16 protein-coding genes are annotated in these 19,761 nt (G+C 65.6%); 11 read left to right on the top strand and 5 right to left on the bottom strand.

The genetic code is table 11. The features are described from left to right. The first annotated feature begins 2 nt into the window (after positions 1 to 2). From groL to ADBZ9O_RS26815, 4 genes are all read left to right on the top strand, one after another. On the top strand, positions 3 to 1,628 hold the full coding sequence (gene groL, locus ADBZ9O_RS26830) for a chaperonin GroEL (protein ID WP_526526177.1): 1,626 nt from the start codon (positions 3 to 5) through the stop codon (positions 1,626 to 1,628). Positions 1,629 to 1,742: 114 nt separating this feature from the next. Beyond that, positions 1,743 to 2,612 (top strand): DUF4349 domain-containing protein, encoded by an 870-nt coding sequence (locus tag ADBZ9O_RS26825; protein WP_526526176.1) that lies wholly within the window; start codon positions 1,743 to 1,745, stop codon positions 2,610 to 2,612. A 106-nt stretch (positions 2,613 to 2,718) separates the two neighbouring features. Continuing rightward, positions 2,719 to 4,248, top strand: coding sequence for an Ig-like domain-containing protein (locus ADBZ9O_RS26820; protein ID WP_526526175.1), 1,530 nt, complete (start codon positions 2,719 to 2,721; stop codon positions 4,246 to 4,248). Between the two features lie 221 nt (positions 4,249 to 4,469). Beyond that, positions 4,470 to 5,885 (top strand): threonine/serine exporter family protein, encoded by a 1,416-nt coding sequence (locus ADBZ9O_RS26815; RefSeq protein ID WP_526526174.1) that lies wholly within the window; start codon positions 4,470 to 4,472, stop codon positions 5,883 to 5,885. 11 nt (positions 5,886 to 5,896) lie between these two features. Here the strand turns inward: ADBZ9O_RS26815 and ADBZ9O_RS26810 are convergent, their stop codons facing one another. From ADBZ9O_RS26810 to ADBZ9O_RS26795, 4 genes are all read right to left on the bottom strand, one after another. Next, positions 5,897 to 6,586 (bottom strand): FadR/GntR family transcriptional regulator, encoded by a 690-nt coding sequence (locus ADBZ9O_RS26810; RefSeq protein WP_526526173.1) that lies wholly within the window; start codon positions 6,584 to 6,586, stop codon positions 5,897 to 5,899. A gap of 79 nt (positions 6,587 to 6,665) precedes the next feature. Then, entirely contained in the window at positions 6,666 to 7,700 is a 1,035-nt protein-coding gene (locus ADBZ9O_RS26805; protein WP_526526171.1) for a carbon-nitrogen hydrolase family protein, read from the bottom strand. After that, positions 7,700 to 9,133 carry a glutamine synthetase family protein gene (locus ADBZ9O_RS26800; RefSeq protein WP_526526170.1) on the bottom strand — a complete coding sequence of 478 codons (1,434 nt, stop codon included), beginning with the start codon at positions 9,131 to 9,133 and terminating at the stop codon, positions 7,700 to 7,702. The genes ADBZ9O_RS26805 and ADBZ9O_RS26800 overlap by 1 nt, the downstream gene beginning before the upstream one ends. A 190-nt stretch (positions 9,134 to 9,323) precedes the next feature. Beyond that, positions 9,324 to 9,614, bottom strand: a complete 291-nt coding sequence (locus ADBZ9O_RS26795) for a WhiB family transcriptional regulator (RefSeq protein WP_526526168.1) — start codon at positions 9,612 to 9,614, stop codon at positions 9,324 to 9,326. 426 nt (positions 9,615 to 10,040) lie between these two features. On the opposite strand from ADBZ9O_RS26795, the gene ADBZ9O_RS26790 reads away from it, so the two are divergent. The 3 genes from ADBZ9O_RS26790 (at position 10,041) to ADBZ9O_RS26780 (ending at position 12,794) form a co-directional block, all read left to right on the top strand. Further along, positions 10,041 to 10,835 carry a hypothetical protein gene (locus tag ADBZ9O_RS26790; RefSeq protein WP_526533540.1) on the top strand — a complete coding sequence of 265 codons (795 nt, stop codon included), beginning with the start codon at positions 10,041 to 10,043 and terminating at the stop codon, positions 10,833 to 10,835. A 101-nt stretch (positions 10,836 to 10,936) separates the two neighbouring features. After that, on the top strand, positions 10,937 to 11,515 hold the full coding sequence (locus ADBZ9O_RS26785) for an RNA polymerase sigma factor (protein ID WP_526526167.1): 579 nt from the start codon (positions 10,937 to 10,939) through the stop codon (positions 11,513 to 11,515). Next, positions 11,508 to 12,794 (top strand): anti-sigma-D factor RsdA, encoded by a 1,287-nt coding sequence (locus ADBZ9O_RS26780; RefSeq protein WP_526526165.1) that lies wholly within the window; start codon positions 11,508 to 11,510, stop codon positions 12,792 to 12,794. The genes ADBZ9O_RS26785 and ADBZ9O_RS26780 overlap by 8 nt, the downstream gene beginning before the upstream one ends. 15 nt (positions 12,795 to 12,809) lie before the next feature. On the opposite strand, the gene ADBZ9O_RS26775 is transcribed toward ADBZ9O_RS26780, so the two are convergent. Beyond that, positions 12,810 to 13,214, bottom strand: coding sequence for a DUF5319 family protein (locus tag ADBZ9O_RS26775; protein WP_526526163.1), 405 nt, complete (start codon positions 13,212 to 13,214; stop codon positions 12,810 to 12,812). Between the two features lie 188 nt (positions 13,215 to 13,402). Between ADBZ9O_RS26775 and guaB the strand changes: the two genes are divergently transcribed. The 4 genes from guaB (at position 13,403) to guaA (ending at position 19,694) form a co-directional block, all read left to right on the top strand. Continuing rightward, complete coding sequence (gene guaB / locus ADBZ9O_RS26770) at positions 13,403 to 14,998, top strand: IMP dehydrogenase (protein WP_526526162.1); 1,596 nt, start codon at positions 13,403 to 13,405, stop codon at positions 14,996 to 14,998. A gap of 68 nt (positions 14,999 to 15,066) precedes the next feature. After that, the gene (locus tag ADBZ9O_RS26765; RefSeq protein WP_526533538.1) at positions 15,067 to 16,179 is read left to right on the top strand and encodes a GuaB3 family IMP dehydrogenase-related protein; all 1,113 of its coding nucleotides are present in this window, start codon (positions 15,067 to 15,069) and stop codon (positions 16,177 to 16,179) included. Between the two features lie 142 nt (positions 16,180 to 16,321). Next, positions 16,322 to 18,058 carry a GMC oxidoreductase gene (locus ADBZ9O_RS26760; RefSeq protein WP_526526161.1) on the top strand — a complete coding sequence of 579 codons (1,737 nt, stop codon included), beginning with the start codon at positions 16,322 to 16,324 and terminating at the stop codon, positions 18,056 to 18,058. Between the two features lie 64 nt (positions 18,059 to 18,122). Continuing rightward, a complete protein-coding gene (guaA, locus tag ADBZ9O_RS26755) occupies positions 18,123 to 19,694 on the top strand; it encodes a glutamine-hydrolyzing GMP synthase (RefSeq protein WP_526526160.1) in 1,572 nt (523 codons plus the stop codon). The last annotated feature ends 67 nt before the right edge of the window (positions 19,695 to 19,761 follow it).

Genomic DNA, 19,761 nt, shown 5'->3' with positions numbered 1-19,761 from the left:
TCATGAGCAAGCAGATTGAGTTCAGCGAAACCGCACGCCGTGCCCTTGAGGCCGGCGTCGACAAACTCGCCGACGCGGTCAAGGTGACCCTGGGTCCCCGCGGTCGGCACGTAGTACTCGCCAAGGCCTTCGGCGGCCCAACGGTCACCAACGACGGCGTCACCATCGCCCGTGAGATCGACCTGGAAGATCCCTTCGAGAACCTGGGCGCCCAGCTGGTCAAGTCGGTCGCCACCAAAACCAATGATGTCGCCGGTGACGGCACCACCACCGCGACGGTGCTGGCGCAGGCCATCGTCAAGGCCGGCCTGCGCAACGTCGCTGCCGGAGCCAACCCCATCGAGCTCGGTTCGGGTATCCACAAGGCCGCCGACGCCGTGTCCGAAGCGCTGCTGGCCTCGGCCACCCCGGTATCGGACAAGGTCGCCATCGGCCAGGTCGCCACGGTCTCCTCGCGTGATGAGGAAGTCGGCGCACTGGTCGGCGAGGCAATGACCAAGGTCGGCGCCGATGGCGTCGTCAGCGTCGAAGAGTCCTCGACGATGAATACCGAGCTGGAGATCACCGACGGCGTCGGGTTCGACAAGGGTTTCCTGTCGGCCTACTTCGTCACCGATTTCGACCAGCAGGAAGCCGTCCTCGAAGACACGCTGATCCTGCTGCACCGCGACAAGATCAGCTCGCTGCCCGATCTGCTCCCGCTGCTGGAGAAGGTCGCGGAGTCGGGCAAGCCCTTGCTGATCATCGCCGAGGACGTCGACGGAGAGGCGCTGTCGACCCTGGTCGTCAACGCCATCCGCAAGACGCTCAAGGCTGTGGCGGTCAAGGCGCCGTTCTTCGGGGACCGTCGCAAGGCGTTCCTCGATGACCTCGCGGTCGTCACGGGCGGTCAGGTCGTCAACCCTGACGTCGGCCTGCTGCTGCGCGATGCCGGTCTCGACGTGTTGGGCACCGCCCGCCGCGTCGTGGTGAACAAGGACAGCACGGTGATCGTCGACGGCGGCGGTTCCGACGAGGCCGTATCCGGTCGCGTCAAGCAGCTGCGTGCCGAGATCGAGTCCACCGACTCCGACTGGGATCGCGAGAAGCTCGAAGAGCGGCTGGCGAAGCTGGCCGGCGGAGTTGCCGTCATCAAGGTCGGCGCTGCCACCGAAACCGCACTCAAGGAGCGCAAGCATCGCGTCGAAGACGCGGTCGCCGCTGCCAAGGCCGCGGTTGAAGAGGGCATCGTCGCCGGCGGCGGTTCCGCGCTGGTGCAGGCCGGGTCCGTGCTGAAGGACCTGCGGGCTTCGCTCTCCGGTGACGAGGCGCTCGGTGTGGACGTTTTCGCCGCAGCCCTATCGGCACCGCTGTTCTGGATCGCCACCAACGCCGGGTTCGATGGCTCGGTCGTGGTCAACAAGGTCTCCGAATTGCCGGTCAACCACGGTTTCAACGCCGCGACCCTGACCTACGGCGACCTGGTGGCCGAGGGCGTCATCGACCCGGTGAAGGTCACCCGCTCCGCGGTGCTCAACGCCGCATCGGTGGCCCGGATGATCCTGACCACCGAGACCGCGATCGTCGAAAAGCCTGTTCAGGCCGAGGACGACGGCCACGGGCACGGCCATCACGGCCATTCGCACTAGGTAAGCAACACCAAAAACCCACCCCGGGTGACCGGGGTGGGTTTTTTGTTGTCGATTGGTTGGTCTGCCCAGCGTTTATGGTCGAAGCTCACAGCTAATGGCAAGGTGGCCGATATGAGCGGAACTCCGTGCACGTTGCGCAGCAGGTGGTCCAGGTTGGCGATTGCCGGCATTGCGGTGCTTGGCGTCCTGACGGCCTGTTCGGGGCCGTCTGCCTCCGATAGCGCGCCCGCATCCGGTTTCAAGGAGGGCGTCACCGCCGATGCACCGGCCGCCCCACCCGAGAGTGGGCCACTGCCGGTGCAAGACGTGGCGCGCGACGTTGTGAAGACCGCGTCGATGACCATCACGGTTGCCGATACCTCTGAGGCCGCGGACAAGGCGGCCGTCATGGTGGAGAACTCCGATGGCCGGGTCGACAGCCGCAGCGAGGATGCGGGTTCTGAGCGGGGACTGGCGCGCACTTCGGTGGTGCTGCGCGTTCCGGTGGCGAAGCTCGACGGGGTGGTGCGGGAGCTGAAGACTCTGGGGGCGGTGCAGACCGCGGAGACCAGATCCGAGGATGTCACGGCGCAACGGGTCGATCTGGACGCCAGAATCAAAGCCCTGCAGACGTCGGTCGATCGCCTTCTGGCCATCATGCGTGACGCGAAGGACTCCGAGGCGCTGATCGCCGCGGAGAGCGCACTCTCGCAGCGCCAGGCCGATCTGGACAGCCTGCGTGCGCAGCGCGACGCGCTCGGTGACCGCATCGAATACAGCACCATCGATGTCACCTTCGTGGCGGAGACGATCGGCGGACCGGCGCCCAAGCAGTACCAGGGTTTTGTCGGGCACATCGAACAAGGCTGGGACGCACTGGTTTCCGTCGTCGGAAACCTGGTGCTGCTATTCGGACTGATGCTGCCATGGTTGGGGGTGGTGGCCGTCGTCGGTGGCGTCGTCTACCTCATCGTCCGACTGGTGGGGGCTCGCCGGGGCTAACTCCGGGGCTCGCAAACCGACGCGGCGGCCCCAACTGTCGGTTACCTTGTCGTCAATCGTCCACAGGGGTGACAGTTGGCGGGACTGGGCGAAAACGGGGGGTCCGATGTCGGTTGTCAGGTGCGGGATACATGTCGGCGCAGCGGCATGTGTGGCCGGTGTCTTGTGGGCGGGGCCGCAGGTAATGGGCATTGCTGGCGCCGATACCGGTGATGCTGATACTCACTCGGTGTCGGCGGGTCCGGCCAAGGCGGTCAGCGGAGCGGCCAATAAGGCCAAGCGTTCGCCGTCCGCGCCGCGGGGTTCTGAGATCCACCGCAAGGTTCAGATTGCGCCTCCTCGTTCGGCGGGCGACGTCAAACCCGCCCGCCGCGCCGCGACGCGGCGGATAGACAGCGCCCCCGCCGAGGCCGCGGCCGCCGTGGCAGCGCCCCAACCGTTGACGGACACCGCACTGCCCGGGTCGGCGAACCCCATTGAGGATCTGCTCGACGGGGTGGTGTTACTGATCCGTCGCACTTTCTTCAACGAGGCGCCCACGGTGAACCCGGTGGAAATCGGCGGAAAGCAGGACGGGCTGATCACCGGCACCATCGGCGCGGTCGATCCCGAAGGCGACCCGATCGAATACCGGTTGCTCGATGGGCCCGTCGGCGGCACCGTCGTGATCCACTCGGACGGCACCTACACCTACACCCCCGGAGACAGCTTCGACGGGATGGACGCCTTCACTGTGGCAGCAACGGATACCGGGCTGCACGTCAACTTGTTCGACCTGCTCCGGTCGCCGAGCACCGACGCAGCGGTCACCGTCTTCCAGAACGCTGTCGGGAAGCCGCAGGTGATCTTCCAATTCCTTTACGGCAGTTCGGAATACTGGACGCCCGAGGCGCGCGGAGCCCTGGAGGGGGCCGCGCGGGACCTGGCGTCCTACATCGTGGTGACCACCCCGGTGCGGATCACCTACGGCGTCACAGCCCAGTACTCGCCGGGGTCGGGAATTCTGGCCACTGCCGGGAGCCCTATCTATGACACCGCCGTCTTCAACAACACCGTCGTCCAGGACAAGATTCTGACCGGTTACGACGCCAACTTCGAGTCCGCTGATGGTTCCATCACCTGGAACTTCGGCTACAACTGGGACTACGACGGGGTCGTGGCCAACGATGAGATCGACTTCCAAACGGTGGCACTGCATGAATTGCTGCACAGCCTGGGATTTACGTCGTGGGTGCGGGCGGCGGGCTTCAACAACACGGGCGCCCCGAGTGACCCCTACGTCGGTGGCCAGCCGTGGACGGGGTATGACGAATTCATCGTCACCAGCAGCGGCACGCATGCAATCGGAAGCACTGGGTTGTGGAACAGCGCCTTCGATCCGAATATCACCGGCGGCAACGGCGGCTTGTACTTCGGCGGAGCCAACGCCGTAGCTGCCTACGGCGGGTTGGTGCCGCTGTACACACCGAGCTATTTCGACGGTGGCTCGATTGCGCACCTCGACGGTGTGGGCGACGTGATGAGCCACGCCACCGCATACGGGGTGGCCTATTCACTCAGTCCGGTCGAACTCGGCATCCTTGAGGACCTTGGCTACTCCGTGGCGCAGTCCGACGACGACACGCTGTTCTTGTAGAACCCCGGCGATTCATGGGGACCCCGCTCGGCGTGTGACCGGTGTGCGGAGTCTCACGGGACAGATGGCCGAAACACGGAATTGCCAGGAGTAAAATTGGTTTTACTCCTTACCGCCCTTTTTGCGTGGGCCGCTGCGTGCGGCCCGGCCACGGGTAAGCGAGCAAATACGAAAAGTATTGGCGGACAGTAAGAGTCCGTCAGTGAGCAGGAGGAAGTGTGATGGAGGTGACCCGCGATCGTGCGGGCCAGCCTTGGCGGGCACGTCAACGCGAGATATTGAACCGGATAGTTCGGGAAACCGACCCGCCGACCGGCGGCCTGCCCCGGATGGCGAAATCGGACAGCGCGGCCCTCGACGCCGCCTACCAGGCGCGTGTCGGGGAGGTGCTCGATCTGGCCGGCAATATCGGCGCCATCCTGATGGCGTCGGGGATGCCGGCGACCGCCACGATGGAGCAGGTGACGGCCATCGCCGCCGCGTACGGTATCGAGCGCTGCGAAGTCGACGTCATCAACACCACGATCCACGTCGCCGCCTACCGTGGACCGACCTCACCTGCGGCCACCACGCTGTACACCGTGCGGTCCCGGTCGATGGACTTCAGTCGACTGGCGGCAGTTGACCGTCTCATCGCTCGTATTCGCCGCGGTGAGGTGTCCTCGACTAAGGCCCGCGACGAGCTCGACGCCATCATCACCGCGCCGCACCCCTACAAGCGTTGGGTCGCCACCCTCGCCTGGGGTGCGCTGGCGTTCGCCACGGCGGGAACACTGGGCGCCGGTCTGTTGGCGTGTTTGGTCAGCGCGCTGAGCGCCATGACGATCGACCGGGTCAATCGGCGGCTCAACCGGCACGGACTGCCGTTCTTCTTTCAATATGCGGTCGGCGGAGCGATCGCGACCGCGCCTCCGCTGGTGCTCTACTGGCTCAGCCCCAAGCTGGGGCTGCAATTCGAACCCACGGTGGCGATTGCGGCCGGCCTCGTCGTCCTGCTCGCCGGACTCTCGCTGGTGGGTTCAGTCGGTGATGTCATCACCGGTGCTCCGGTCACCGCAGCGGGACGGTTCTTCGAGCTGGTCATGATGACTGCCGCGACGATCGCCGGTGTGGCGCTGGTCCTACACCTGGCCAACCGCTTCGGGGCGCCGTTCGTCGCCATCAGTGCCGAGGCGCCGCCCGCACTGGCCGAGTTCCCTGCGCGTGTCGCGTTCGGCGCTGCCAGCGCGGCGGCCTACGCACTGGCCTGCTATGCCGAACGGACCGCGGCGGTGGCTGCGGCATTCGGTGGTGCGGCGGGCACCATCGCATTTCTTCTGACCCAGGGCCTGGGCTTGGGCGTCGTGGTGGCATCGTTCATCGCGGCGGTGCCCATCGGGCTGGTCGGTCGGCTGATGGAGCGCCGCAATCTCGCGCCGCCACTGGTGGTGTCGATAGCGGGCATCGTGCCGCTGCTGCCTGGCCTGGCACTGCTGCACGGGATCTACGCGATTCTCAACGACCAGCACGCCGTCGGGTTTGCCTCGGTCCTGAGCGCGATCGCCATCGGGAGCGCACTGGCGGCCGGAGTCACCTTGGGTGAATGGAGCTCGTGGAAGGTCCGGCGACGCCGTCTACCGGCCCGCCGCGCGCACTGATCTCTCAGCGCTCAGACGGTCGGATGACGCGAATCGTCGAGAAGACCGTCGCAGGTGCTGACCAAGTGCCGCAACATCTCGTCGGCTGCTTGGGCTGGTGTGCCCGCGGTGATCGCGGCCAGGATGGCGTGGTGGTCGGCGAGCGATCGTTCCGGTTGGCCGGTGCGGGTCAGCGAGGTCTCCGAGGTGCGGTCCAGTGGACCGCGGATGCCCTTGAGAAGCTCGATCAGAACCGGATTGTGTGAGGCGGCCGCGACACCCATGTGGAACCGACGATCACCCTCCAAACCAGGCTTCCCGTCGGCGATTTCAGCGGCCATCTGAGTGAGTGCGGCCCCGATTGTGTTGAGGTCGGCTTGATCGGCCCGCGCCGCAGCAAGTCGTGCGCACTGCGTTTCCAAGGCTTGGCGGGTCTCCCAGATATAGGGGTGGTCGGCGTGGGTCTCGATCAGTTCGGCGGCCAGCGAGGAAATCAAGTCCTCGGGGCGGCGCAGCAGATAAATGCCCTCACCGTGACGGACGTCGACGATGCCCTGGGCGCGCAGCGCGGTGATCGCCTCACGGATGGAGGATCGGCCCACAGATAGCTGTTGTGCCAGTTCGCGTTCGGTCATCAGGCGATCGCCGGGCTGCAGCTCGTTGACGTCGATAAACTCGCGCAGTTGGTCGCTGACCTGCTCGTAGATGGGTTTGCGGCTCACGGGGCGCAGGGCAGTGCGCTTGGCAGCAGAGCTCGGCATGGACATCCCGTCGCACAGATATTCGGTCGTTCGGCATAGATTACCGCTGATCACTCGCGTCGTCGGTAAAGGTCACCGCACTCTGACGGTCGCGGCGCACGATATTGGTGAAAACGTCTGGCCGGCTGTAATGGCCGGTGGGGTCGAAGGTGAGGCGCTCCCGGGCCACCGCGCGGAGATCCAGTTCGGCGATGATGAGCCCTTCGGTGTCGGGTACCGGTTCGATCAGCCAGCGCCCATCGGGGCCGGCCACGGCCGATCCACCGTTGAACGGCGTTGTGGCGCAATGTGCCCGCAGTTCCACGGCGAGTGGGAAGTCGTCGGGGACGTCGTCGGCGTGCAGCAGACCAGAGACCGCGACGCTGAAGACGCGGCCTTCGAGCGCGACGAATCGAGTGATGTCGGTGGTCAGATCGGTGGTGCCGGGCCAGATACTGATGTGAAGGTCTTCGCCACCGGCGTACAGCGCTTGGCGGGCTGAGGGCATCCAGTTCTCCCAGCAGTTCAACGCGCCGATCCGGGCGGCTGCCACTGCGTGGGTACGCAGCCCCGCACCGTCACCGTTGGCCCAGACCAGCCGTTCGTCGTAGGTGGGGACCAGCTTGCGGTGATGCCCGACCAGCCCAGCGCTGGGATCAAACGTCAACACCGAGCAGTAGGTGGAACCGTGTCCGTTGCCGATGCCTCGTTCGGTGGCGCCGACGACGATCGTGATCGCGAGATCGGCGGCCAGGGTTTGGATGTGGCTGATCTGCTCCCCGGGAACCTCGATGGCCGAGTCCAGATAGTAGGCGTAGCAGGCCTTTTGGTCCGGATCGTTGAACCGCGCCCCGCCGGTGCGCGGCAGCCAGAACGGATAACCGCTGAGATAGGTCTCGGGGAACGCCACCAGATCGCAGCCCTCGCGGGCAGCGAGCTCGGTGTAGGCGGTGACTTTTTCCAGTCGAGCCGCCGGATTGAGCCAGGGCCCACCAAGTTGCGCCGCCCCGACGGTGAGTGTTTGTTCCGGGTGCGGTTCGGTGCTGTGGTGCCGGGCGATGACAGCCGCGTCGTTGCGGTGAGTTGCGGTCATCATCAGTAGACCTCGAAGTACTCGCGCTGTTCCCAATCGGTGACGTAGGCGTTGAAGCGGGCCACCTCGTGGCGTTTGATGGCAGTGAGGTAGTTGACGAATGCTTCGCCGAACTCGGCGCGTAACAGGTCGCTGCTTTCGAAAGCGGTCACGGCCGATTCCAGGGTGGCATGCAGAGCCGGCGCGTCAGCCAGATAGGGCTCATCGGCCGACGGTCCCGGGTCGGTATTGTGCCGCAAGCCATCTCGGCCGCTGACGATCTGGGACGCCAGATACAGGTATGGATTGGCCGCGGGCTCGCCGATCCGGTTCTCCAGGTGAGTGGTGGAATCTCCTCGGCTGCCTGCCACCCGGATCAACGCACCGCGATTCTCCTCGGCCCAGGCCACCCGATCCGGTGCGAACGAGTCGGGTCGGAATCGCTTGTAGCCGTTGATCGTCGGCGTGGTGAGCACTGAACAGGACAGCGCGTGCTCGAGCAGGCCGCCCATGTATTGCATTCCGGTGGGGGACAGCAGCTCGTTGTCGTTGGCGGCGAAAGCGTTCGGGCTGTTCGCGGTGCGCAGTGACTGATGCAGATGCCAGCCACTGGAAAAGGCATTGGGGAAACTTGGGCGGGCCATGAAGGTGGCGTGGTAGCCGTTGCGGCGGCACAACTGTTTGATGGTGCCACGGATCAGCACCGCCGCATCGGCCGCCGCCGACCCCACCATCGGATCGAAGGTGAACTCGACTTGGCTTGGCCCCCACTCGTCTTCGACAGTCGCCAGCGGGAACCCAAGTGCGACCAGGTTGTCGCGCAGCACCCCGAGGATCGGATCCATCTCGTCGCCGCGGTTCTCTGTCAGGTATTGAAAGCCGTGTGCGACCGCCATCACTTCCGGTGGTGCCGGCGGGTAGCCGGAGTCGGCGAAGCTCAGCTTGGGATCGACCAGCCGGGTGATGTAGCACTCCAATTCGATGCCTGCGACAAACTCGAACCCGTCGGCCGCCAGTCGCTGCAACTGCGTCTGCAGCACCCCGCGGGTATCGAAGGGCACCCGCTCACCGGACTGGTAGTAGAGATCGCACAGAATCCAGCCGGTCTTGTCGAGCCAGGGCAGGATCTTGAACGTCGTCGGGTCAGGCACCAGCACGCCGTCGGGCAATCCGGTCATTCGTGGGTCGCCGAGCGCCGACGCGCCGAAGGGTGCGACCACCGGGTTGTTGGTGGTGTCGAAGATCAATGTCGCGGTCTGGAAATCCTTGCCCTCGCGCAGCGTGGACAGGAAGTGCCCCATTTCTACGGTCTTGCCTCGCAGGATGCCGTGCTGATCGCTCCACGCGATACGGATCTGACGCAGCTCCAGCTCTTGGGCCTGCGCGACGACCTTTTCGGCGTGGTCGCGCTGCTCCTCGGTCCACAACGCGTTGCGGGCTACAAATCCGTCGCTCATATCAGGTCCTCCGGTCATCGGGTGGTCTGACCACTAGTGTCAGAGAAGCTTATTGCCGGCGTGTTACGAAGGCGTACCGATGACGAACCGTCTTCGCGCTGGGCTCGGCGACCAAAAGAGGCCCACCCCGCCGCGCGGGATGGGCCTCGTTTGTCGGCTTGGACGACTACTCGGATGACTGCAGATAGGGCTAGGCCGTGCGGCGAATGCCCCGTTTCAGCAAAAGTTCACGCTCGGACTCGGACAGTCCGCCCCAGATGCCGTAGGGCTCGCCGACTGCCAAGGCATGTGACCTGCACTGTGCGATTACCGGGCAGCGTCGGCACATTTCCTTCGCGCGCATCTCACGCTGTGCACGGGCGCGGCCGCGTTCGCCGTCGGGGTGGAAAAACATGGCGGAATCGACGCCCCGGCAAAGTCCAGACATCTGCCAATCCCAGATGTCGGCGTTCGGGCCGGGTAGTTGCTGCGGCTGTGGCATTTGGAAAACCCCTCTCCCCGCGCATGATTGACATCGCGTGAGTATTGGAACCGATCCGAGCGCTGTCGCCGATGACTACTCGTGAAGACAAAGTAGGGGTGCGCAGGAAACTCCGTCAATAGGCTACATATGTGCTGAATGACATAACCGCAGCGTGAGAATTTACATCACGTTCATCCTTGAGCGAGTTTCACGAGGTGTTCGGTGGTAGGACGGACCGCGGTGGGTCGAGGGATCGGGTATATCCGCAGCTCACCTTCGCCGACGGCGATCAGGGATTTCCTACGGATCACTAGGTAGTTGATCTGTCCGTAACCTCACGACGATGAACTGTTAACTATTGCCCGCGTCAAATCTGTTGGGGCTTGGTTGATAACGTCGCCGACGGTGAGCAAACCTGTCCATTCGGAGAGTTTCGGCAGTGCCATGACAACGCTATACGCGGCTGCCTTCGGCGGCGACCCGGCACATTGGCCCCTCCCGGCAGCCACAACGCCGACCGAGCGTTGGCTGCGCGCGGTGGCGGCAGGCGGGCAGGGGCGCTATGCCAGCGCCCACACGGAGCTGTCAGCCCTACGCAGAGAGCATCCACACGGCCCGCTGGCCTCTCTCGCGTGCAGCACGCACGGTTCACTGTTGCGGCAGCTGGGTTGGCATCGAGAGGCGCGAAGCTGGGACGGCCGCGCCCTGGCGTTGGCAGGGGAGCACACCGAGGCGCGCCAGGACGCGCTGGTGGGCCTGGCCGCCGACGCCCTCGGAGTGGGCAGATTCGCTGCCTCGTCGGCGTTGTTGGGCCACGCTCGCACGGCGCTCTCTGGCGCAGACGTGAATACGGTGCCGGCCCGCCTTCCCGTCCGGCTGGCCTGGGTCAGCGCGGAGCTCGCCATGTCCACCGGCGACGGCGCGGCCGCCGTCCGGCACGCACGCCGCGGCGTGGAGTTGGCGGATATTCCAGGATGTTCGGCACGCCACCAAGTCAAGAGCAACGTCGTGCTGGCCGCCGCGCTGTGTAGTTCAGGGGAAGTGGATGAAGCCAGGAATGTCGCTGACGCCGCCTTGGTGGCGACCTACCGGTGTGGCCTCATCCCTCTGCAATGGGCGCTGGCCAGCCTCCTTTCCGGAATAGGAAGCGTCACCTACACAGTTCAGAAGGTGCAGGCCATCAGAGACGAAACGGCCGAGACTGTGCGGCGACGCGGCGGGGTGTGGAGCGGTCGCTGACCGGCGTTGGGACACTCTGCCGCTATCGTTTACTTTGCCGCACCGCCGGGATGTGTCCGGTTCGTAACGTTGGATTCGTAACGTTGGAGATATCGCCGCCGATGACAATTCCAGGAGAACGTCTGGACGCTGTCGTTGCTGACGCGGTGGCAGGGGATCGAGATGCGCTCCGGGAAGTGCTGGAGACTATCCGCCCCGTTGTGGTTCGGTATTGCCGAGCTCGCGTCGGAACCGCGGAACGCAGTGGTCTTTCAGCTGACGACGTGGCTCAGGAGGTCTGCTTGGCCGCCATGATGGCGCTGCCCCGCTACCAAGATCAGGGACGACCGTTCCTGGCCTTCGTGTACGGCATCGCCGCGCACAAGGTAGCTGACGCGCACCGCGCGGCAGGCCGTAACCGTGCCGAGCCCACCGAGGTAGTCCCGGAACGATCCTCCAATGAAGCCGGTCCCGAGCAGCTCGCGATCAACACCGACGCAGGGGACCGGATGAATGCGCTATTGCAGGTACTGCCTGAAAAGCAGCGCGAGATCCTCATCCTTCGCGTCGTCGTCGGACTCTCTGCCGAGGAGACCGCTGACGCTGTCGGTAGCACTGCCGGTGCTGTGCGGGTGGCTCAGCACCGAGCTCTGGCGCGGTTGAAGACCGAGGCCGTCGCGACGGGATACGACCGTGGCTGATTTCGGCAGACGCTCAACCGGCGATGATTCGCTGGACGCCATCGCCCGTACCGATCAACTGCTGGACGCGATCGCCAACGAGCACCGCGTCCAGCCCGGCGACGCCGGTGAAGCGGAACTGTTCGCCCTGCTCGCCGATTGGCGCGACGACGTCCGGCGGCCGCCGGCGGGCTCACTCATCACCGAGCGGGAAGCGGCGGCGGCGTTGCGGGACGGGGTCAACTCGATGCCGTCCAAGCGTGGCGGGCATCGCGGCTTGACCATCGTCGCGTCCCTCGCGGCCGCGGTGTTGTGCATCGGCGGTTTCGGCGCCGTCGTCAGCGGCGCAGGTCCCGGCGACCCGCTGTACGGACTGCGCACCTCGCTCCTCGGCGAGCCGCAGACAGTGCGCGATGACCGCGTCGCTCTCGCTGCCCAGCAGGAGATGGCGCAGGTGCAGACGCTGATCGACAACGGCGACTGGCAGCAGGCCCAGGAGAAACTGGCATCGGTCAGCACCTCGGTGCAATCGGTCGACGACACGGCGCGCAAACAGGATCTGATCGATCAGTGGAATCAGCTGGCCGTCAAGGTCGATCAGCAAGATCCGGCGGCCACCGTGCCGCCGAGCGCGGCGCCGGGCCCACTGGAGCAGCTCACGCTTCCGTCGTTCCCCGAATCGCTGCCGTCGCTGCCGGAGACTCTGCCGTCGCTGCCGGACAACTTGCCGTCGTTTACGTTGCCGACCTTGCCGGAGACTCTGCCGTCGCTGCCGGACAACTTGCCGTCGTTTACGTTGCCGACCTTGCCGGAGACGCTGCCGTCGTTTACGTTGCCGACCTTGCCGGAGACGCTGCCGTCCATGACGCTGCCGTCGTTGTTCCCGTCGCCGGGGGCGCCGTCGGCGGGACCCGCCCCGCAGCAGACCGCCAACGCCCCGGCGCCGGCTTCGGTCAGCCCGTCAGCGCCGACCACCACGACCGTGGCACCCACCGTGACATCGTCGGTGCCACCGTCGGCGTCGGCGACACCGTCATCGTCGGCTCCTGCATCGACAGCCCCGACGTCTGAGGCTCCACAGGTCGTGACCACCACGACTGCGCCGCCGGCGTCCTCATCTCAAAGTGCTGTCGTGACCACCACGACCACGGTCCCCGCATCACCTCGTGCCGCGGAATCGCAGACTGTGGAAGCCCCAGCGGCGCCCGCCACTTCGACGGTGCCGCAGCAAGCACCGGACCTGGCCACGACGACGATGCCTCGGCCGGTACTGCAATTGCCGTTACTCGGCGGGGGCTAGCGGGCCGTTCGGCCGTCAGCGATATCCGTCACTTTCGGTGGCGGCCTCATTGAGCGAGGCGTCGGCATAACCGCGGCAGTAGTCCCACGTGACATAGGAGTCTGGTTCGGGGTCGTACGCCGGCTCGTGGGGCCGCACAGTTCCGTCGACCAGCAGTTGCAAAAGGTTTGCCCGCAGCATGTCCCAGTCGTGGTAGTGGTCTTGCTGGCATTCATCGCAGCACACCACCAATCCGCGAATTCCCTTGTGTGCCAACAACGCTTCGTAGACCGCGAGGTCGGCGAGGTCGGCCTCCACCGCTGAGCGCTCTTGAGGATCGAGCGGTTGCCCAGGCTCGATCGCATCCAAGGCTGCAGACGGGTCACAGGGGTCGTCAGCGAAGGGGTCGGGCGGCAAACCCGGTGGGAGGTGGTCGCGCACGTCTCTACAGTACTCAGCCGCGCCGGAATCGCGCTAGCTGCACCTCTTCTGTCCAAGGTCGTGTCCTCCGGGCGCGAACGCGGTGCCGGTGGGCCCGGAATCGTCGGCGCAGCCGATAGGATGGGGTATTCGCTCCGCTCGTTTGTGGGGCTTGATTTTTTTAGGCGTGCTTGATGGAGGCCCCACCGATGTCTCGACCTTTGTTCGACGCCGAAGGCAGTGCCGGCACCGTCGTCAGTACGCGCCCAAGCGCGTTCCTTGACGACGCCGTCCTGACCGGCGGGGATGATCCGCACAAGATCGCAATGCTGGGTCTGACCTTCGACGATGTGCTGTTGCTTCCCGCCGCCTCCGATGTGGTGCCTGCGACTGCCGACACCTCCAGCCAGGTGACCAAGAGGATTCGCCTCAACGTGCCGCTGGTCAGCTCGGCAATGGACACCGTGACCGAATCGCGGATGGCGATCGCGATGGCCAGAGCGGGCGGCATGGGGGTCTTGCATCGCAACCTTCCGGTCGCCGAGCAGGCCGGCCAGGTCGAGACCGTCAAACGGTCCGAGGCGGGCATGGTCACCGATCCGGTCACCTGTTCGCCCAACAACACGTTGGCCGAGGTCGACGCGATGTGTGCCCGGTTCCGGATCTCCGGCCTGCCGGTCGTCGACAGTTCCGGCGCGCTGGTGGGCATTATTACCAACCGCGACATGCGGTTCGAAGTCGATCAGAACAAGCCTGTCGCCGAAGTCATGACCAAGGCCCCGTTGATCACCGCACGCGAAGGTGTCACTGCCGATGCTGCGCTCGGTTTGTTGCGCCGCAACAAGATCGAGAAGCTGCCGATCGTGGACGGTCACGGGCGGCTGACCGGGCTGATCACCGTCAAAGATTTCGTCAAGACCGAACAGCACCCCTTCGCCACCAAGGACAGCGACGGTCGTCTGCTCGTCGGTGCCGCGGTCGGTGTCGGTGAGGACGCCTGGGTGCGCTCGATGTCGTTGGTGGATGCCGGAGTCGACGTGCTCATCGTCGATACCGCGCACGCCCACAACCGGCTCGTGCTCGACATGGTGGGCAAGCTCAAAGCCGAAGCCGGCGAACGGGTCGAGGTCGTCGGCGGCAACGTCGCCACCCGCTCGGGTGCCCTGGCCCTGGTCGAGGCCGGCGCCGACGCAGTCAAGGTGGGGGTCGGACCGGGTTCGATCTGCACCACCCGCGTGGTCGCCGGAGTCGGGGCGCCGCAGATCACCGCCATCCTTGAAGCGGTCGCGGCCTGCCAGGCGCATGGTGTGCCAGTCATCGCCGACGGCGGCCTGCAGTACTCGGGCGATATCGCCAAGGCACTGGCCGCCGGTGCATCGACAGCCATGCTCGGCTCGTTGCTGGCCGGTACCGCCGAAGCCCCTGGCGAGTTGATCCTGGTCAACGGCAAGCAGTTCAAGAGCTACCGCGGCATGGGCTCGCTGGGAGCCATGCAGGGTCGCGGCGCCGCCGGAAATATCCGCGGCAGTTTCTCCAAGGACCGTTACTTCCAGGACGACGTGCTCTCCGAAGACAAGCTCGTCCCCGAGGGCATCGAAGGCCGGGTCCCGTTCCGTGGCCCCCTTTCGACGGTGATTCACCAGCTAACCGGTGGCCTGCGTGCCGCAATGGGGTATACCGGTGCGGCAACCATCGAAGCGTTGCAGCAGGCGCAGTTCGTTCGGATTACCGCTGCGGGTCTCAAAGAGAGCCATCCGCACGACATCACGATGACTGCCGAAGCGCCGAACTATTACTCGCGCTAGGAGACTGTCGTCGATGAGCGCCTGCGCGAAGAGGAGACTGCCCCGTGCGCGACACGGTTGAAATTGGCATGGGCAGGGAAGCCCGTCGTACCTATGAGCTCGACGACATCAACATCGTGCCGTCCCGGCGCACCAGGTCGAGCCAGGATGTGTCGACAACCTGGCAGCTCGACGCCTACCGGTTCGACATCCCCGTCCTGAGCCACCCCACCGATGCGCTGGTCTCACCGGAGTTCGCCATCGAACTGGGCCGCCTCGGCGGTCTCGGCGTACTCAACGGTGAAGGTCTGATCGGCAGGCATGCCGACGTCGAAGCCAAGGTCGCACAGGTTGTAGAGGCTGCGGCGGCGTCCGATGAACCGTCAGCGGCGATCCGGCTGCTCCAGCAGTTCCATGCCGCCCCGGTGGACCCCGAACTGCTCGGTGCAGCGGTGGCCCGGATCCGCGAGGCCGGGGTGACCACCGCCGTGCGGGTCAGCCCGCAGAATGCCCAGGCGCTGACACCGACTCTGGTCGCGGCGGGTCTCGATCTGCTGGTGATCCAGGGGTCGATCATCTCCGCCGAACGCGTGGCCTCCAACGGTGAGCCGCTCAACCTCAAGACCTTCATCTCCGAACTGGATGTTCCGGTGGTGGCCGGCGGTGTGCTCGACCACCGGACCGCCCTGCATCTGATGCGGACCGGCGCCGCCGGGGTGATCGTCGGCTACGGATCCACCTCCGGCGTCACCACCAGCGATGAGGTACTCGGGATCAGTGTGCCGATGGCCACCGCCATCGCCGACGCCGCCGCCGCCAGACGTGAGTACCTCGACGAGACCGGCGGCCGCTACGTGCACGTGCTGGCTGATGGCGATATCCACACCTCCGGTGAACTGGCCAAGGCCATCGCCTGCGGCGCCGACGCCGTCGTGCTCGGCACCCCGCTCGCGGCCTCGGCAGAGGCGCTCGGCGATGGCTGGTTCTGGCCGTCGGCCGCGGCGCACCCGTCGCTGCCGCGCGGAGCCCTGCTGCAGATCGCGCTGGGGGAGCGGCCGTCGCTGCGACAGGTGCTCAACGGCCCATCCGATGACCCGTTCGGCACGCTGAACCTGGTGGGTGGTTTGCGCCGCTCGATGGCCAAGGCCGGCTACTGCGACCTCAAGGAATTCCAGAAAGTCGGACTGGCTGTCGGTTCCTAGTTTTCTGGCGCGAGCAGACGGAAAAGACCCTTATCGATCGGCATGTCGGGGGTACTTTGCGACTGCTCGCGGGAGGAACGGGAACCCGAACTTAGGTCTACCTTTCTAGCTTGTTACCCGCCAGTAAGTTCATAATGGCGTGATGGAGCCTGACTATGACGTCCTCATCATCGGCTCGGGATTCGGCGGCAGTGTCAGTGCGCTGCGGCTGACGGAGAAGGGCTATCGCGTCGGCGTGCTTGAGGCGGGCCGACGCTACGAAGACCCCGATTTCGCCAAGACCTCATGGAATCTGCGCAAGTTCCTCTGGGCGCCACAGTTCGGCATGTACGGCATTCAGCGCATCCATCTACTGCGCAACGTGATGATCCTGGCCGGCGCTGGTGTCGGTGGTGGGTCGCTCAACTACGCCAACACGCTCTACGTGCCGCCGGACCCGTTCTTCAACGACCCGCAGTGGAAAGACATCACCGACTGGCGGGGCGAGCTGATGCCGCATTACGACCAGGCGCAGCGGATGCTCGGCGTCGTGACGAATCCGACGTTCACCGATGCCGATCGGATCATGAAGGAAGTCGCCGACGACATGGGGGTCGGTGACACGTTTGTGCAGACGCCGGTCGGGGTGTTCTTCGGCCCGGACGGCGAGAAGACCCCGGGTAAGACCGTGCCCGACCCGTACTTCGGCGGTGCGGGGCCCGCGCGGACCGGATGCCTGGAGTGTGGATCGTGTATGACCGGTTGCCGGTTCGGCGCCAAGAACACCTTGCTCAAGAATTACCTGGGGTTAGCGGAAACTGCTGGCGCACAGGTCCATCCGCTCACCATGGTGAAGAGCTTTCAGCAGCGCGGCGACGGGCTGTGGGAGGTGCGTACCGCGCGCACGGGTAGCAAATTGCGCCGCCGGCGTAAGACGTTCACCGCGCGCCACGTGATCCTCGCGGCAGGCACCTATGGCACGCAGAAGCTGCTGTTCAAGATGCGCGACACCGGCCGGCTGGCAGACCTCTCCGACAAGCTCGGTGTGCTCACCCGGACCAACTCGGAGTCGATCGTCGGGGCGGGCAGGCTGGCGGTATCCGATGACCTTGACCTCACCCATGGCGTAGCCATCACCTCGTCGATCCACCCGACGAGCGACACCCACGTTGAGCCTTGCCGCTACGGCAAGGGGTCCAACGCGATGGGATTGTTGCAGACGTTGATGACCGATGGCGCCGGACCGCAAGGCACCGACGTGCCGAGGTGGAAGCAGTTGTTCCGGAACGCCGAGAGCGACCCGAAGGGCACGCTGCGGCTACTGAACCCGCGGCGCTGGAGCGAGCGCACCATGATCGCGCTGGTCATGCAGAACCTCGACAACTCCATCACCACATTCACCCGCAAGACCAAGCTGGGCTTTCGCATGCTCGACAGCAAGCAGGGCCACGGCGAGCCGAACCCGACGTGGATCCCGGCGGGCAACGAGGTCACACGGCGCATCGCCGAGAAGATCGACGGTGTGGCCGGGGGTACCTGGGGTGAGCTGTTCAATATCCCGCTGACTGCGCATTTCCTCGGCGGTGCCGCGATAGGCGAGACCCCAGAGCGTGGGGTCATCGACCCGTACCAGCGGGTACACAACTATCCGACCCTGTCGGTAATGGACGGCGCGGCAATCTCGGCGAACCTCGGAGTGAACCCGTCGCTGAGCATCACCGCCCAGGCCGAGCGCGCGGCGTCGTTGTGGCCCAACAAAGGTCAGGTCGACGAGCGGCCCGCGCAGGGCCAGCCCTATCGGCGGTTGGCTCCGATTGCGCCCGAACATCCGGTAGTGCCCGCGGATGCACCCGCTGCTCTACGACGGCTGCCGATCACCCCGGTCACGTCGGCGGGGTAGGCCTTTTCGCACCCGGTGGTTGGCGCCTGGCCGCGACTGATGCCGCCGCCACTAGACTGGGTCAGTGGAATCCGGATCACCCCGCCCTGTCCTTGTCATCGACTTCGGCGCGCAATACGCCCAGCTGATCGCGCGGCGCGTCCGCGAGGCGCGGGTGTTCTCCGAGGTCATCCCACATACCATGACGGTGGAGGAGATCAAGGCCAAGGACCCGCAGGCGGTGGTGCTGTCCGGTGGCCCGGCCAGCGTCTATGCCGACGGCGCTCCGCAGCTCGATCCCGCGCTGTTCGACCTCGGCATCCCGGTGTTCGGTATCTGCTACGGCTTCCAGGCGATGGCGCAGGCCCTCGGGGGAACGGTGGCCCACACCGGCACCAGTGAATACGGCCGCACCGAGCTCAATGTCGTTGGTGGCGAACTGCATTCCGGTCTGCCAGAGACCCAGCCGGTCTGGATGAGTCACGGTGACGCGGTCACCGTGGCGCCCAACGGATTTGACGTGGTAGCCACCAGCACGGGTGCACCGGTCGCGGCGTTCGAGAACCGGGCGCGCCAGTTGGCTGGCGTGCAGTACCACCCCGAGGTGATGCACACCCCGCACGGGCAGCAGGTGCTCAGCCGATTCCTGCACGAATTCGCCGGTATCGACGCCACCTGGACGCCTGCCAACATCGCCGATGCGCTCGTCGAGCAGGTGCGGGCTCAGATCGGTGACGGTTACGCCATCTGCGGGCTGTCCGGCGGAGTGGACTCCGCCGTGGCGGCGGCGCTGGTGCAGAAGGCCATTGGAGACCGGTTGACGTGCGTGTTCGTCGACCACGGACTGCTGCGGGCCGGTGAACGTGAGCAGGTGCAGCGCGATTTCGTCGCGGCAACCGGGGCCAAGCTGGTCACCGTCGATGCCGAAACCACCTTCCTCAACGCGCTGGCCGGCGTGACCAACCCCGAGGGCAAGCGCAAGATCATCGGCCGCGAATTCATTCGCGCTTTCGAGGGTGCGGTCCGCGACGCGATGCACGACAGCGACGGCGAGGAGTCCGCCGAGACGGAATTCCTGGTGCAGGGCACGCTGTATCCCGACGTGGTGGAGTCCGGCGGCGGTACCGGCACCGCGAATATCAAGAGTCACCACAATGTGGGCGGGCTGCCTGCGGACCTGAAATTCAAACTCGTCGAGCCGCTGCGGTTGTTGTTCAAAGATGAGGTGCGTGCGGTCGGGCGGGAACTCGGCCTACCCGAGGATATCGTTGGGCGCCAACCCTTCCCGGGGCCGGGCCTGGGCATTCGCATCGTCGGTGAGGTCACCGCGGAGCGCCTCGACACCCTGCGCCGGGCGGATGTGATCGCTCGTGAGGAGCTGACGTTGGCCGGCCAGGACGCGCAGATCTGGCAGTGCCCGGTGGTACTGCTGGCCGATGTCCGCTCGGTCGGCGTCCAAGGTGATGGCCGCACCTACGGGCATCCGATCGTGCTGCGGCCGGTTTCCAGCGAGGACGCGATGACCGCCGACTGGACGCGCGTGCCTTATGAAGTGCTGGAACGCATTTCGACCCGGATCGCCAATGAGGTGCCCGAGGTCAACCGGGTCGTGCTGGATATCACCAGCAAGCCGCCGGGCACCATCGAGTGGGAGTAGCTGTCCGCCTGCAGTCGCGCGGGCGGAGTCAGTTGTCGAATTGCCCACCTACCGAGCGAATCTTGGC

Source organism: Mycobacterium sp. (assembly GCF_965229105.1).
Classification (GTDB): Bacteria; Actinomycetota; Actinomycetes; order Mycobacteriales; family Mycobacteriaceae; genus Mycobacterium.
Note: the sequence above shows the minus strand (reverse complement) of the source record. Positions and strands in the feature narration are given on the sequence as shown.

Bases quoted from the DNA above. Each gene is read 5' to 3' on its own strand.
- ADBZ9O_RS26785 (WP_526526167.1), top strand. From the start codon at position 10,937: ATGACAATTCCAGGAGAACGTCTGGACGCTGTCGTTGCTGACGCGGTG.
- ADBZ9O_RS26790 (WP_526533540.1), top strand. From the start codon at position 10,041: ATGACAACGCTATACGCGGCTGCCTTCGGCGGCGACCCGGCACATTGG.
- ADBZ9O_RS26805 (WP_526526171.1), bottom strand. From the start codon at position 7,700: ATGATGACCGCAACTCACCGCAACGACGCGGCTGTCATCGCCCGGCAC.
- ADBZ9O_RS26820 (WP_526526175.1), top strand. From the start codon at position 2,719: ATGTCGGTTGTCAGGTGCGGGATACATGTCGGCGCAGCGGCATGTGTG.
- guaB (WP_526526162.1), top strand. From the start codon at position 13,403: ATGTCTCGACCTTTGTTCGACGCCGAAGGCAGTGCCGGCACCGTCGTC.
- ADBZ9O_RS26795 (WP_526526168.1), bottom strand. From the start codon at position 9,614: ATGCCACAGCCGCAGCAACTACCCGGCCCGAACGCCGACATCTGGGAT.
- ADBZ9O_RS26760 (WP_526526161.1), top strand. From the start codon at position 16,322: ATGGAGCCTGACTATGACGTCCTCATCATCGGCTCGGGATTCGGCGGC.
- ADBZ9O_RS26825 (WP_526526176.1), top strand. From the start codon at position 1,743: ATGAGCGGAACTCCGTGCACGTTGCGCAGCAGGTGGTCCAGGTTGGCG.
- ADBZ9O_RS26765 (WP_526533538.1), top strand. From the start codon at position 15,067: ATGGGCAGGGAAGCCCGTCGTACCTATGAGCTCGACGACATCAACATC.
- groL (WP_526526177.1), top strand. From the start codon at position 3: ATGAGCAAGCAGATTGAGTTCAGCGAAACCGCACGCCGTGCCCTTGAG.
- ADBZ9O_RS26800 (WP_526526170.1), bottom strand. From the start codon at position 9,133: ATGAGCGACGGATTTGTAGCCCGCAACGCGTTGTGGACCGAGGAGCAG.
- ADBZ9O_RS26815 (WP_526526174.1), top strand. From the start codon at position 4,470: ATGGAGGTGACCCGCGATCGTGCGGGCCAGCCTTGGCGGGCACGTCAA.